The 13305-nt window shown below is 70.1% G+C and carries 12 protein-coding genes; 8 read left to right on the top strand and 4 right to left on the bottom strand.

What is annotated here, in order from left to right; all coding sequences use genetic code 11:
- Nucleotides 1-22: 22 nt before the first annotated feature.
- The 3 genes from ABD736_RS06545 to ABD736_RS06535 all read left to right on the top strand — a co-directional run bounded on the left by ABD736_RS06545 (nt 23) and on the right by ABD736_RS06535 (nt 1814).
- Entirely contained in the window at nt 23-349 is a 327-nt protein-coding gene (locus tag ABD736_RS06545; RefSeq protein WP_344790936.1) for a nucleoside triphosphate pyrophosphohydrolase family protein, read from the top strand.
- Nucleotides 350-420: 71 nt separating this feature from the next.
- Entirely contained in the window at nt 421-990 is a 570-nt protein-coding gene (locus ABD736_RS06540; protein WP_344792222.1) for an RNA polymerase sigma factor, read from the top strand.
- Nucleotides 987-1814, top strand: coding sequence for a hypothetical protein (locus ABD736_RS06535; RefSeq protein WP_344790935.1), 828 nt, complete (start codon nt 987-989; stop codon nt 1812-1814). The genes ABD736_RS06540 and ABD736_RS06535 overlap by 4 nt, the downstream gene beginning before the upstream one ends.
- 170 nt (nt 1815-1984) lie before the next feature.
- Here the strand turns inward: ABD736_RS06535 and ABD736_RS06530 are convergent, their stop codons facing one another.
- Together ABD736_RS06530 and ABD736_RS06525 are read right to left on the bottom strand one after the other, a co-directional pair.
- Nucleotides 1985-2521, bottom strand: coding sequence for a GNAT family N-acetyltransferase (locus tag ABD736_RS06530; RefSeq protein ID WP_344790934.1), 537 nt, complete (start codon nt 2519-2521; stop codon nt 1985-1987).
- A 14-nt stretch (nt 2522-2535) separates the two neighbouring features.
- The gene (locus ABD736_RS06525; RefSeq protein WP_425554994.1) at nt 2536-4167 is read right to left on the bottom strand and encodes a dolichyl-phosphate-mannose--protein mannosyltransferase; all 1632 of its coding nucleotides are present in this window, start codon (nt 4165-4167) and stop codon (nt 2536-2538) included.
- Between the two features lie 50 nt (nt 4168-4217).
- Here ABD736_RS06525 and rsmI point away from each other — a divergent pair, with 50 nt between their 5' ends.
- Nucleotides 4218-5033: a 16S rRNA (cytidine(1402)-2'-O)-methyltransferase gene (gene rsmI, locus ABD736_RS06520; RefSeq protein WP_344790932.1), complete on the top strand. Its 816-nt coding sequence runs from the start codon at nt 4218-4220 to the stop codon at nt 5031-5033.
- Here rsmI and ABD736_RS06515 read toward each other — a convergent pair.
- Nucleotides 5030-5575 carry a DUF4190 domain-containing protein gene (locus ABD736_RS06515; RefSeq protein WP_344790931.1) on the bottom strand — a complete coding sequence of 182 codons (546 nt, stop codon included), beginning with the start codon at nt 5573-5575 and terminating at the stop codon, nt 5030-5032. The two genes, rsmI and ABD736_RS06515, sit on opposite strands and share 4 nt — an antisense overlap.
- An 89-nt stretch (nt 5576-5664) precedes the next feature.
- On the opposite strand from ABD736_RS06515, the gene metG reads away from it, so the two are divergent.
- The 4 genes from metG to ABD736_RS06495 all read left to right on the top strand — a co-directional run bounded on the left by metG (nt 5665) and on the right by ABD736_RS06495 (nt 10116).
- Nucleotides 5665-7239 (top strand): methionine--tRNA ligase, encoded by a 1575-nt coding sequence (gene metG, locus ABD736_RS06510; RefSeq protein ID WP_344790930.1) that lies wholly within the window; start codon nt 5665-5667, stop codon nt 7237-7239.
- A gap of 185 nt (nt 7240-7424) precedes the next feature.
- Nucleotides 7425-8300 (top strand): TatD family hydrolase, encoded by an 876-nt coding sequence (locus ABD736_RS06505; RefSeq protein ID WP_344790929.1) that lies wholly within the window; start codon nt 7425-7427, stop codon nt 8298-8300.
- The gene (gene rsmA / locus ABD736_RS06500; RefSeq protein WP_344790928.1) at nt 8297-9181 is read left to right on the top strand and encodes a 16S rRNA (adenine(1518)-N(6)/adenine(1519)-N(6))-dimethyltransferase RsmA; all 885 of its coding nucleotides are present in this window, start codon (nt 8297-8299) and stop codon (nt 9179-9181) included. Before ABD736_RS06505 ends, rsmA begins: the two co-directional genes overlap by 4 nt.
- Nucleotides 9178-10116 (top strand): 4-(cytidine 5'-diphospho)-2-C-methyl-D-erythritol kinase, encoded by a 939-nt coding sequence (locus tag ABD736_RS06495; RefSeq protein WP_344790927.1) that lies wholly within the window; start codon nt 9178-9180, stop codon nt 10114-10116. The genes rsmA and ABD736_RS06495 overlap by 4 nt, the downstream gene beginning before the upstream one ends.
- Nucleotides 10117-10303: 187 nt before the next feature.
- Here ABD736_RS06495 and ABD736_RS06490 read toward each other — a convergent pair whose 3' ends face one another.
- Complete coding sequence (locus ABD736_RS06490) at nt 10304-13201, bottom strand: helix-turn-helix transcriptional regulator (protein WP_344790926.1); 2898 nt, start codon at nt 13199-13201, stop codon at nt 10304-10306.
- Nucleotides 13202-13305 lie beyond the last annotated feature (104 nt).

Here is a 13305-nt window from a genome sequence, read left to right as displayed (position 1 = left end):
TCGCGACTGGGAGACTGCGGTCATGGAGTTGGAGAAGCTGCGCGCCGAGGTCGAATCGGTGTCCGAGTTCTATGCCGAGCGACACGACATCGCCCGCACGGACGACTGGTTCATGTTGAAGCTCAATGAAGAAGTCGGCGAGCTGACCCAGGCTTACCTTGCTCGCGCCGGCCAGGCGCGCGATAAAGGGCGCACCGCGAACCAACTCGATGAGGACTTTCGGGCCGAGCTGGCCGATGTGTTCGCCCAGGTCCTGCTGCTTGCGGAACGCTTCGATGTCGATCTGTCGGCCGAAGTGGAGCGGAAATGGCTCGTCTGGAAGCCGGGGCGCCGACGGAGCGCCGACTGAGGCTGATGTCGCGGGGCGTGGCTTGCGATCCGCTGTAACGAATGGGGCGGGATCGGACACTCTTAGCTGTGATGGATGATCCGGCCGAACTCCAGCTGTGGAACCGAGCGCTTCGCGATGACGGTGAGGCGTTCGGTCGACTGTTCGACCTGCACCGCGCGCGCGTTTATCGGCGCGCCCTCGGGCTCACGGAGGATCGGCACAATGCCGAAGATGTGACGGCCACGGCGTTCTTCGAACTGTGGCGCAAGCGCCGTTCGGTGACGCCCGTGAATGGCTCCGTGCTGCCGTGGCTGCTCGTGACGGTCGTGAACGTGTCACGCAACCTGCGGCGATCAACCTCGCGCTACGAGAAGTTCCTGCGCACCGCGCCACGCCAACCGGCGGGCGGCGAGCCGGATGCCGAGACCGTGGAGACCCGCCAGCGTCTCGCCATGGCGCTCAAGGCGTTGGCACCGATCGACGGCGCACTGCTTGTCCTGGTTGTCCTCGAGGATGTGCCGATCGCCGAGGCGGCCGAGGCAGTCGGGATCAAACCGGTCACCGCACGCGTCCGGCTGCACAGGGCTCGAGCACGGTTGCGCGAGAACCTGCATGACCTCGACCCACGACCCCGCCCTGCGGAAGGAATGAGCTGTTGAGCAGCACTGGAATGGACACCGACTTCGCCGCCGCGGTTCGTGCCGAACTCGTTGCCATCGGCACGAAGGAGAGCCGCCTGCAGCGGCACCAGCGGCGCAGCAGACTCGCACTGGCAGGCATCCTCGCCCTCGGCATCGCCGCCGCCACGACCGGAGCCGCCTTGGTGGCGACGCACTTCCCGGGGTCGACCGTCGTCACCCCGGTCGGCGCGCTTCACTCGGCCACGCACACGGGCACGGGCCTGCTCGACCTCGGACCCGCACCGAAGGGCGCCAAACGTGTGATCGTCACCATTCGATGCCTGAGCCCGCAGGGCTCGGTCTCGGTCACCACTGTGCAATCGAGCCCGATCGATTCGGGCGGTGCCGGAACGCTCTACTGCTCGACGGACTCGATGAACGCGGCGTTGAATGCCCTTGCCCCAGGGTCCGGCACCGCGACGCCGGCGCCCGGCACGACCGGGAGTTCGATCACCAATCACCCATTGCGGGCAGACGACGCGGCTCTGCCCCCCGAAGGCAGTACCGCGATCACCATCACAGCCGGCCCGGACACGAGGTGGGCGGCCACCGCGCAGTACGCGGATTCGTCGGTCACACCATGGGGCAAGAACGAACGCGGGCAGACCTACGGCGTATGCAATGTCAAGGGATGCCCGACGTTGATCAGGGCACAGGCCATGAACGGGAAGATCGGATTCGTCTACAACGCTCAGGAAACCGCCGAACTCGGCAAGCGGCACATCCCGGTGTACGAGTCCGACGGGACAACTGTCATCGGCGCGTACATCAACGGCTTGTCCCAGGACGAAGGCTCGAAGTAGCGAACGACGGATGAACGCCCTGGTATGAAGCGGCGGCGTGAGGCCATAGCGTCAAGTCACCCGGAATCCTTGTGGAGAGTTGTGACCGCACCCAGCCCCGTGATGCGCCGCCGCGCCGCTCTGATCGTCCGCCGGCAGGCAAGCAGTGGGGAGTCGGCGGCTGAGCGCCGCTATGCGCGACGCGAGGCCCACTCCGACCGAAGCAGGCCCATGACGATGTTGTCCTCGTAGTGCCCGCGCACCCACGCGTGCTCGCGCTGACGCCCCTCGACCACGAAGCCCACCTTCTCGTAGGCGCGCAGAGCGCCCGCGTTCGACGCGATGAGCTCGAGGTGCAGCCGGCGCAGGTTGCAGCGCAGAAAGCCGAACTCCACGATCTGCGCGAGAGCCGCCGTGCCGATGCCTTTGCCGCGGGCCTCGGCGATCAATGCGATTCCGACCTCGGCCTGGCGTGCGAGGTCGTCGAAGTCGAACAGTCCGACGGTGCCGACCGCGGCGCCGTCGGCGTCGATCACGAAGTTCACCGCGCGGTCGGCGCTGTCGCCGTCGCGCGCGGCAAGTCGCGCCTCGTAGGCGCTGCGCGTGAGCGGCGCGGGCATCGCCGGGCTGCGCTCCTCCCAGGTCTCGAGATCGGCGGCCAGGTGGTACAGCACCTCGGCGTCATCGTCGGTTCGTGCGCGAAGCGTGACGGTGGGGGAGTCGGACACGCTCAGCACACTAGCTAGATCCAGCTGCGCAACCACATGTGGGCGCGCCAGAACTCATACGAGGTCTGCACCCCTGACCACAGCGGCCAGAAGAACGCCGTCGCCGCGAGCACGACGAAGAGATATGCAGAGACGGCCGCGATTCCGCGGGTGCGGCGGTACGTGGCATCCGTCGCCCGCCCCAGCGTCTTCGCAATGAAATAGACGATCGCGAGCACGAGATACGGCTCGAACGCGATCGAGTAGAACGTGAAGATCGTGCGCCCGTGATACAGGATCACCCACGGCAGCCAGCCCGCACCCACCGCCGTCAGCAGCAGCCCGGCCCGCCAGTCGCGGTTCCTGATCAGCACGTAGACGAGCCCGAGCAGCGCCAGCGTTCCCGCCCACCAGATGAACGGGTTGCCGAGATCCGTGATCGCCCGCGCGCACCCGAACTGCGCCGCGGTGCAGCCGTTCTGCCCCGTAGGCACCGACTGGTAGAACATGCTCGTCGGCCGCAGCATCAGCGTCCAGAACAGCGAGTTCGACTGATACGGATGCGTCGCGTGCAGGTTGATCGAATAGCCGTAGAGCTCTGTGTTGTAGTGCCAGAGGTTCTGCGCCCAATACGGCACCCACGACAGCAGCCCATGCCAGGCGTTCTGGCCTGGGTTCGCCTCGACCCAGTGGCGGTCCCACCCGCCGCTCGTGAACAGCCACCCTGACCACGCGGCGACGTACGCCGCGAGCGCGATCGGCACCATCGTGACGAAGCTCACGAACGCCTGCGCGATGCCCTCGGTAGGCGCGAGGAACCCGGCCTTCCGATAGGCGACGAAGTCCGCGAGCACCGCGTAGACGCCGAACACCGCGAGGAAGTAGAACCCCGACCACTTCACGCCGGCGCAGAGCCCGAAGGCGAGCCCGGCGGCCAGCAGCCAGGGGCGCCACAGCACGGGTCCCTTGAGGCGGGGGATCCGTAGGTCGCGATACGAGCGATCCATCAGCACCGCGCCCACGCCGAGCAGGGCGAAGAACATGACGAAGTTGTCGAGCAGCGCGACGCGGCTCATCACGATCGCGCTGCCGTCGACCGCCAGCAGCAGGCCGGCGATGCAGCCGAGCAGGGTCGAGCCGCCGAATAGGCGCTTGGCGATCACGATGATGAGAACGACGGCCATGATGCCGACCACGGCGGTCGACAGCCTCCAGCCGACCGAGCTCTGGATGCCGGTGAGGTGCTCGCCGAGCGAGATGATCCACTTGCCGAGCGGCGGGTGGGCAACGAACTCGGGCTTCGATGACCAGCCGCTCGCATTGCCCGCGTTGAAGTCCCTGTCGGCGTTCGCGACCCAGGCGCCCTCGTAGCCGAGGTGCGAGAGCGTCCACGCGTCCTTGACGTAGTAGGTCTCGTCGAAGACGAGAGAGTTCGGGAAGCCGAGGTGCCACAGGCGCAGCACGGCGGCGAGCAGCGTGACCGCGATGGGGCCGCCCCAGTCCCACAGCCGGCGATTCAGCGGCGTGGCCAGCCGCGCCGCCCACCACGCATCGAGCCGGGTGCCGGTGGGCTCGGGCTCCGGCTCGTCGGGCAGCCCGCCGTGACCCGGCTCGACGATCTCGTCGAAGGCGGGGTCGACGGGCTTCGGCTGGTTCACCCGCGTCATGGTACCTGGGCCTTCGATGCCGAAACTCGGCGGGTCATAGGCTCGTCCTCATGCTCATCCTCGCCGCGACGCCCATCGGAAACCTCGGCGACGCGACCAGGCGCCTCGTCGACACGCTGAGCACCGTCGAGCTCGTCGCCGCAGAGGACACCCGGGTCGCACAGCGCCTGCTGCAGGGCCTCGGCATCGAGCACCGCCCGCGGCTCATCGCGCTGCACGACCACAATGAGCGCGACCGGTCCGCAGAACTGGCGCAGCTCGCGCGCGAGAGCGACATTCTCTTGGTGTCGGATGCCGGCATGCCGACCGTCAGCGACCCGGGGTACCACCTGGTGCAGGCCGCGATCGCGGCGGGCGTCACCGTGACGGCACTGCCCGGTCCGTCGGCGGTACTCACCGCGCTCGCGCTCTCCGGCCTGCCGACCGACCGCTTCGCCTTCGAGGGCTTCCTGCCGAGGAAGGAGGGCGAGCGCGGCAAGCTGCTCGCCTCGCTCGCCGCCGAGCGCCGCACGCTCGTGTTCTTCGAGTCCCCGAACCGGCTTGCGGCATCCCTCGCCGACATCGCGCGCTACTTCGGCGACGATCGCCGTGTGGCGGTCGCGCGTGAGCTGACCAAGCTGCACGAAGAGGTGCGCCGGGGCACCGCCGCCGAGCTGGTGGCGTGGGCCGAGGGCGGCGTGCGTGGCGAGATCGTCATCGTGACCGAGGGCGCGGCCGAGAAGGTCGTCTCGCTCGAGACGGCGGTCGCGGCGGTTCTCGAGCTGGTCGCGTCTGGCACGAGATTGAAGGATGCCGCGACCGAGGTCGCCGCCGACACGGGCCTCTCGCGCCGAGACCTCTACGAGGCGGCGCTGCGTGCGCGTTAGTTGCCCGTTCCGCCGTTCGGCGTGACGCGCGGCGACGGGATCGGGAAGCCGTGACCGCCCTGGCCGCCGCCGAAGCCGTTGCCGCTGCCGAAGCCGTTGCCGCCACGGCCGCCGACGGGCTGCGCGCTGCCGAAGCCGTGGGTGAAGAGGAAGACGATCCAGAGGATCGCGAGCACGACCCAGATCGCGGTGAAGATGTAGCCGAGAATCAGGCCGGCCTTGGCGTACTCGCGGCCGCGCTCGGGCAGCCCCTTGCGGTACTCGGCGAGCGTGATGTGGCCGCACACGATGCCCACCACCGGAATGATGAAGGCGCCGATGAACGCGATGAGCGCCATGACGTTGAACGGCGGCAGCTGCGTGCGGTCGACGACCGGCTGGTACTCGGGCGCGGGCTCCCAGATGGATCCTGGCGCCGGTCGAGTCGGCTGCGGCTGCGGCTGCGGCTGCGGCTGTTGCTGCGCGTGCTCGCCGGGCTCAGCCGGCTGCTGCGGCGTGGTCACGGGCTCGTTCTGGTTCTCGGGTTCGTTCGTCGTGCTCACGCGGTCGACGATAAGTCGGGGTCCGTCAGCGCCAGGCGCATGACGGCGGTGAATCCGATAAGGATCGGCGCGCCCATAGGATTGAAACCATGCCCGACGGCCGCCCGTTCTACCTGACCACGCCCATCTTCTACGTGAATGACGTGCCGCACATCGGCCATGCCTACACCGAGGTCGCGGCCGACGTTCTGACTCGCTGGCACCGCCAGGCGGGCGACGACACCTGGCTGCTGACGGGCACCGACGAGCACGGGCAGAAGATCCTGCGGACCGCGACGGCGAACGGCGCGAGCCCTAAGGAATGGACCGACCGCCTCGTCGAGTCGGCGTGGAAGCCGCTGCTCGAGACGATCGACATCGCGAACGACGACTTCATCCGCACCACCGACGACCGTCATGAGCGCCGCGTGAAGCTCTTCATCGAGAAGCTGCGCGAGGCGGGGCACATCTACGAGGCCGAGTACGAGGGCCTGTACTGCGTCGGCTGCGAGGAGTTCAAGCCGGAATCCGAGATCGTCGACGGAACGGGCGAGTACGCCGGCCAGAAGGTCTGCGCGATCCACGGCCGCCCGCTCGAGCTGCTGCAAGAGAAGAACTACTTCTTCCGCATGAGCGCGTTCCAGCAGCAGCTGCTCGACCTCTACAAGTCACAGCCCGACTTCGTGCAGCCCGAGAGTGCCCGCAACGAGGTCGTCGCCTTCGTCTCGCAGGGCCTCAACGACCTGTCGATCTCGCGGTCGACCTTCGACTGGGGCATCCCGATCCCGTGGGACGAGAAGCACGTTCTCTACGTGTGGGTCGACGCGCTGCTCAACTACGCGACCGCGGTCGGCTACGGCGAAGACGACGAGCAGTTCGCGCGCCGCTGGCCGGCACGCCACATCGTCGGCAAGGACATCCTGCGCTTCCACGCGGTGATCTGGCCCGCCATGCTGCTCGCGGCCGGGCTGCCCGTCCCCGCGGGCGTGTTCGGCCACGGCTGGCTGCTCGTGGGCGGCGAGAAGATGTCGAAGTCGAAGCTGACCGGTATCGCGCCGAACGAGATCACGGACACGTTCGGGTCGGATGCCTTCCGCTACTACTTCATGCGCGCGATCTCCTTCGGGCAGGACGGCTCGTTCTCGTGGGAAGACCTGTCGGCGCGCTACCAGGCCGAGCTCGCGAACGGATTCGGCAACCTCGCCTCGCGCGTGATCGCGATGGTGAAGCGCTACTTCGACGGCGTGGTGCCGCAGGCGGTCGTCGACGAGGCGGCCGATCTGGCGGTGCAGACGACGGTCGCAGCGGCCGCGCTCGAGGCGGATGCCGCGATCGAGCGCTTCGCGATCCACGACGCACTCGCCGCGATCTGGAAGATCGTCGACGCACTGAACGGCTACATCACCGAGCAGGAGCCGTGGAGCCTCGCCAAGGACGAGGCGAACCGCGACCGCCTCGCGACGGTGCTGTACACGGCGTCCGAGGGCCTGCGCGCGCTCGCCGTGCTGCTGTCGCCGGTGCTGACGAAGGCGGCACCCAAGCTGTGGGCGGCGCTCGGCGTCGAGGATTCCCTCGGCGCGCTCGCGGACCAGCCGCTGCGCTCGGCAGGGGAGTGGGGCCAGCTGAAGGCGGGCACCGTCGTCGGCGACCTCGAGCCGCTCTTCCCCCGCATCGAGGCTGTCTAGCTGTCGCATCGAGACGTGCCGAAATGCGTGTTGCGCCGGGTCGAGAGCCCCTTTCGGAACGTCTCGGTGCGTGGCGTTCGGTGCAGGCAGAGGCACGCCGCGAACAGCGCGCACCTGCCCGAATGGATGTCTGACGGAGAGTGTCCCGGGAAGAACGCCAGACGCCTCCCGATACGCTGATTCCGATGGCCTCCGACCGCTCTTACCCGCCGCTTCCCGACGCGCTCGCCGTGCCGGTGTACGACGACCACACCCACCTCGACCCGGCGATCCACCGCGATGAGCCGGGCCTCGAGCCGATCGGGTGGCGCGAGCAGCTCGATCGGGCCGAAGCCGTGGGTGTGCGCGGGGTCGTGCAGGTGGGCGTCGATGTCGAGACGTCGATCTGGAGCGCGGAGCACGCCATGAAGGACCGGCGGATGCTTGCCGCCGTGGCGCTTCACCCGAACGAGGCGCCTGAGCTCGCGGCATCCGGCACCCTCGAATCGGCCATCGAGACGATCGCCGAGCTCGCGACCCGGCCACGCGTGCGCGCGATCGGCGAAACCGGCCTCGATTTCTTCCGCACTGACGAGTCGGGTCGCGCCGCGCAGTTCCAGAGCTTCGAGGCGCACATCGACATCGCGAAGCGCAACGGACTGGCGCTGCAGATCCACGACCGCGATGCGCACAACGAGGTCGTCGAGACGCTGCTGCGCGTCGGGGCTCCCGAGCGCACGGTCTTCCACTGCTTCTCGGGCGACGCGGCGCTCGCGCGCCTCGCCGCTGAGCACGGCTGGTACCTCTCGTTCGCGGGCACGGTCACGTTCAAGAACGCGCCCGCGCTGCGCGAGGCGCTCGCCGTCGTGCCGCGCCACCTGATCACGGTCGAGACGGATGCCCCGTACCTGACGCCGATGCCACACCGCGGCCGCCCCAATGCGCCCTACCTGGTGCCTCACACGGTGCGCTTCATGGCTGAGACGCTCGACGTGCCGCTCGACGAGCTCGCGGCGCAGATGGCCGCGAACACCGAGGCCGTCTACGGCTCGTGGGACTCCGAGCTCGAGGGGCTGCAGTGAGCGCCGGCCTGCTCGGCCCGGCCGAGGTGCGCGACCTCGCCGAGCTGCTCGACGTCACGCCGACGAAGAAGCTCGGCCAGAACTTCGTGCACGACGCGAACACGGTGCGGCGCATCGTGCGAGTCGGCGAGGTGCGGCCCGGCGACACCGTCGTCGAGGTCGGCCCGGGCCTCGGCTCACTGACGCTGGGGCTGCTTGAGGCCGGCGCGCGGGTTGTCGCCATCGAGATCGACGGCCGGCTGGCGGCGCAGCTGCCCGTGACGGTCGAGGCGCAGCTCGGGGCGGAGGCCGCTGCGCGGCTCACGGTCCTTCACCAGGACGCACTGACCGTCGAGGCACTGCCCGGCGAACCGACCCGGCTCGTCGCGAACCTGCCGTACAACGTCTCGGTGCCGGTGCTGCTGCACCTGCTCGAGCGAGTGCCGTCGCTGCGCTCGGGCGTCGTGATGGTGCAGGCCGAGGTCGGCGAGCGCATCGCGGCCGCCCCCGGCTCGAAGGTCTACGGCGCGCCGAGTGTGAAGGCCACCTGGTACGGGCACTTCCGCACCGCGGGCAGCGTCAGCCGCCAGGTGTTCTGGCCGGTGCCGAACGTCGACTCGATCCTGGTCGGGTTCGAGAAGGGCGAGGCGCCGGGCGATGAGGCGCTGCGCCGCAGCACCTTCGCCGTCGTCGATGCCGCGTTCCAGCAGCGGCGGAAGATGCTGCGGCAGTCGCTCTCCGGCTTGTTCGGCGGTTCAGCCGAGGCATCCGCGGCCCTGGAATCTGCGGGTGCGGCGCCGACCGCGCGCGGCGAGGAGCTCGACGTCGCCGCCTTCGTCGCGGTCGCCAGACAGCTGGGCATCCGACAGCCGGCCACCCGGCAGTCGGGGGAGCGCGCATGACCGAGGCGACGGAGACCGGCCGCGACAGCCGCGTTCACGTGCGGGCGCCCGGGAAGATCAACGTCTACCTCGGCGTCGGCGAGGTGATGGCCGACGGCTACCACGAGGTCGCGACGGCCTATCAGGCGGTCAGCCTCTATGAAGAGGTCTACGCGAGCGAGTCCTCCGACTTCAGCGTCTCGTTCCGCGGCCCGATTGACTGCTCGGGCCTGCCGACCGGCGAGACCAACCTCGCCGTGCGCGCGGCCCGGCTGCTCGCGACCCACACGGGCTATGCGGGCGGCGTGCGACTCGAGATCGAGAAGCACGTTCCGATCGCGGGCGGCATGGGCGGTGGGTCGGCGGATGCCGCGGCCGCACTCGTGGCCTGCGACGCGCTCTGGGGCACCGGTGTCGCACGCGACGAGCTGCACGAGCTCGCCGCGCTGCTCGGGGCCGACGTTCCGTTCGCCCTCGCCGGCGGCACCGCGATCGGCACGGGCCGGGGCGAAGAGCTCTCACCCGCGCTCGCGCGCGGCACCTTCCACTGGGTGCTCGCGCTTCCCGACGCGCAGCTCTCGACGCCCGCCGTCTACGGCGAGCTCGACCGGCATCGCGAGCGACACCGCGCCGAGCTCGCCACGAAGGCCGCCCCCGTCGTCGAACCGGCGGTGCTGCAGGCGCTGCGCGCGGGGGACCCGCGGCAGCTCGCTGAGGTGCTGGCCAACGATCTGCAGGCGGCGGCGATCCACCTCGCCCCCGAGCTCGCCGGGGTGCTCGAGACAGGGGAGCGCGCGGGCGCGCTCGCCGGCATCGTCTCGGGCTCGGGCCCGACCGTCGCGTTCCTCGCTGAAGACGGCGACCAGGCGCTCGAACTGCAGGTCGAGCTCTCGGCGGCGGGGCTCATGGCCGTCCGTGTGACGGGGCCGGTGCACGGCGCTCGCGTCGTTGGCTGACGGTGCCCGGCCGCCGGGTCGCTGAACCGGTTCAGGCCTGCGCCGGCGGGGGACCGTTCGGATCTCGAAAGTCCACGGGGTTGGGAGATTGGGGGAGGGTGGGGTTCTCTCTCGAGACGACCCCCCGCCTGGCTAGCCCCAGAGTATCGAGCACCTCGGCCGCGTGAGCTCGGTGCTCGTCAAACCGTCAAGACCTGACTGGCCCTTCACCTGCGTGAACGATCGAGCGCAGCTCGCGGCGTGACCGCAGTGCCAATTTGGCGAGGATGTTGCGCACGTGGAAGTTCACGGTCGTCACCGAGACGAACAGCCGCTCGGCCACTTCGCGGTTCGTGAGGCCGCTGGCAACCGCCACGGCGACCTCGCGCTCGCGCGTCGTCAGCTCGGCCAGCGCCGCGCTGTCCGCGTCAGCTGCCGTGACGGGGATCATCGGCGCCGACGGCTGCGCGCCCCCGGTCGACAGCTCTTCGATGCGCTCGAGAACCCGCATGAGGTACGTGCCGGCCTTGAGGCCGCGGAACGTCGCCGCCGCGAGCTCGAGCTGTTCAAGGGCGCTCGCGGTCTGGCCGTCGGCGTGCAGTGCCTCGGCGTAGTCGAGGCGGTCGCGCGCGAGGGTGAACGGCAGGCCCGCGGCGGTCTGGCTGTGCACGACGCCCGCGTACAGCGCGCCCGCCGTTTCGAGATCGCCGGATGCCAGCGCGATGCGCGCCCGCAGGCGGCTGACGGCCAGCGGCGAGCGGTTCCACGGTGTCGTCCCCGAGAGTGCCTCGTTCGCGATCGCCATGGCCTCGGCGGTGCGCCGCAGCCGCAGCAGAGCGTCGACGTGCAGCGGCAGCCAGCTCCACGGCGAGCCGCGACGGCTCGCGATGCGGGCGGTTTCGGTGGCCCGCAGCTGTGCGAGGTGGTCGCCGATCGCGGCGGCGAGCTCGGCCCGCATCAGGTCGGGCAGGTCGGGGTCGTAAGGAATGGCTCCACCGGCCGACGGCGGCAGCATGCTGAGCAGCTGGTCGATGCGGTGCACCTCTTCGGTGTCGCCGCGGGCGGCCGCCACCATGCCCGAGGCGGCATATGCCGTCGGCAGCGCGTCACGGTACGGGTCGTCGAACGCGCTGTCGAGCGCGATCCGCCCCGCGAGCACCGCCTTCTCCCACTCGCCGGTGAGGAACAGCACGTGCGCCTGCATGGTCAGTGCGGTGTGCCGCATCCAGGAATCCAGGAAGCCGCCGGCCACTCGGGTGACGCGGTGCAATCTGCTGGCGGCATCCGTCACCCGACCCGCGTAGACGAGCGTGCGCGCCTGGTAGACGAGGGCATCGACGGCGGCGGGCGAGTCGGGCGTTCCGCGCAGCAGCTGGTCGATGCGGTTCATGCGGTCGGCGAGCCGCTCCGAGTCGCGCAGCCGCGCGGCGGCGACGAGCTCCCAGGCGGTGAGCCAGAGCTCGTACTCCGTCGGCCGCACGAGCCAGCGCAGTTCGGGGGCGACGTCGCGCGGGTTGGTGGGAGCATTCGCGACCACGCGGCGCGCCTCGGCGACGTTGCGCGCCATCGCCTCGTGACGCTCGTTGATCGCGTCGTAGAGCGGAACCATGACGGCCGCGTGCGCGGCGAGGGCGCGCGCCGTCGGCGAGCGGTCGGCATGGTGCACGACACTCTGGGCACGCTCGGTGCCTGCGTCGCGGCTGCCCGTGAGGACCTCGAGGTCGGCGAGAATCGCGTCGCGCAGCTGGGATGCCGGCAGCGCGGCGAGCTCGCCCGTGAGCTGGAAGATGCGCTGGTGCTCGTGCAGGCGCAGTGCGAGCGTGCCCGTGACGAGCACGGCTCGCTCGTACTCGGCGCCGGGCGCCGCCAGCTGCACGGCCCACAGCGCGAGCGACATCGCGTTCTCCGCATCGCCCACGGCGGCACGCGTGTTCGCGGCCTCCAGCAGGTCGGCGACCAGCGTGACGTCTTCGACGTCCATCGCGCCGATGCGGTGGCGCAGCACGGCGATGCCCGTCAGCACGTCGGCCGCGGCCGAGTGGATCTGTCGCCGCCGCTCGATGGCGATCCCCGCGGCGATGCGGTCGCCCGCGACGCGGGTCGGGGGAGCGACGGTCGGAATCGCTGCATCGTCGACGAAACGGACCAGGCCGGCGCGTTCGGCCGCGTCCAGATCGAAGGCGCCGAACGTCTCGGTGATGCCGAGCCAGGTGGCGACGCGGTTGACCGTGGCGATGGCGGTCGGCTCGCGCAGCACCGCCACCACCTCGGCGGCGGCGCGCGCGCCGAGGGACGCCGCCTCGAGCGCCTGCTGCTGGCGGGGAAGAAGTGGGACGAGCCGCCCCCTGTCCAGGTCGATCGCCGCCGGGTGCAGAGCGCTCGCGATGTCGTCGCGGTAGGCCTCGAGCAGTGCGGCGATCAGGGTGGGGTTGCCGTCGGTGTCGGAGACGAAGCGCCGCGCGACGCGACCCGCGAGCGGGCGGCCGAGTACCTCGACCGCGATCTCCTGCACGTCGGTCGCCGACAGTGGCGGCACGCGCAGGGTCGCCTTGTGCTCGGGCCGCACCTGCCCTGAGCCGTCGAGCGGCTGGCCGCCCGGGAGGGTCTGCGCCTCGGTCGACATCAGCAGGAGCTGCGGCTGGTCGCCGTGACGACGCATGCCGTGACGCAGCGCATCGACCGACTTGTCGTCGGCGAAGTGCACGTTCTCGACCATGACGCACACGGGGCCTTCGATCGCGGCCAGCGCCCGTGCGACGCTGCGCCCCACGACGGCGACGTCGTCCGCGGTCCCCGGCGCAGATCGCGGTGTGTCGACCCGCACCTCGAAGCGCGCGAGCGACGCGTTCAGCACGTCGAGGAGCGCCCAGTCAGACATCCGATCGCGTGCATCGGCGACGCCCGCGACGAGCGTCCAGTTCTCGAGATACGGAATCGCCTCGCGCAGCAGCGCGGCCGACTGGTAGCCCTCCGGTCCGTGCACGACGAGCAAGCCGGGCCGTGCGTGCGGCTCGAGGCTCAGCGCCGAGACGTGGGCGACCGCGGCCCGCAGCCGCTCGCGCGTTTCGGCAGTCGCCACCGCGCGCGGCATCGGGTATGCGCTCATGCCGTCCCCCCGGGCTGAAAACAGCGACCAGGCACTGAGATCGGGTTCAGAGCAGGTCGAGTGACAGGTTGCCACAATATGGCGCACCGGTACCCGGCTGCGCT

Origin of the sequence: Gryllotalpicola daejeonensis (assembly GCF_039538145.1) — a bacterium.
Classification (GTDB): Bacteria; Actinomycetota; Actinomycetes; order Actinomycetales; family Microbacteriaceae; genus Gryllotalpicola; species Gryllotalpicola daejeonensis.
Note: the sequence above shows the minus strand (reverse complement) of the source record. Positions and strands in the feature narration are given on the sequence as shown.

What these genes read in the sequence shown, in the direction of transcription:
- ABD736_RS06545 (WP_344790936.1), top strand. Translation starts at nt 23, where the DNA reads ATGGAGTTGGAGAAGCTGCGCGCCGAGGTCGAATCGGTGTCCGAGTTC.
- ABD736_RS06540 (WP_344792222.1), top strand. Translation starts at nt 421, where the DNA reads ATGGATGATCCGGCCGAACTCCAGCTGTGGAACCGAGCGCTTCGCGAT.
- ABD736_RS06525 (WP_425554994.1), bottom strand. Translation starts at nt 4,167, where the DNA reads ATGACGCGGGTGAACCAGCCGAAGCCCGTCGACCCCGCCTTCGACGAG.
- rsmI (WP_344790932.1), top strand. Translation starts at nt 4,218, where the DNA reads ATGCTCATCCTCGCCGCGACGCCCATCGGAAACCTCGGCGACGCGACC.
- metG (WP_344790930.1), top strand. Translation starts at nt 5,665, where the DNA reads ATGCCCGACGGCCGCCCGTTCTACCTGACCACGCCCATCTTCTACGTG.
- ABD736_RS06505 (WP_344790929.1), top strand. Translation starts at nt 7,425, where the DNA reads ATGGCCTCCGACCGCTCTTACCCGCCGCTTCCCGACGCGCTCGCCGTG.
- ABD736_RS06495 (WP_344790927.1), top strand. Translation starts at nt 9,178, where the DNA reads ATGACCGAGGCGACGGAGACCGGCCGCGACAGCCGCGTTCACGTGCGG.
- ABD736_RS06490 (WP_344790926.1), bottom strand. Translation starts at nt 13,201, where the DNA reads ATGAGCGCATACCCGATGCCGCGCGCGGTGGCGACTGCCGAAACGCGC.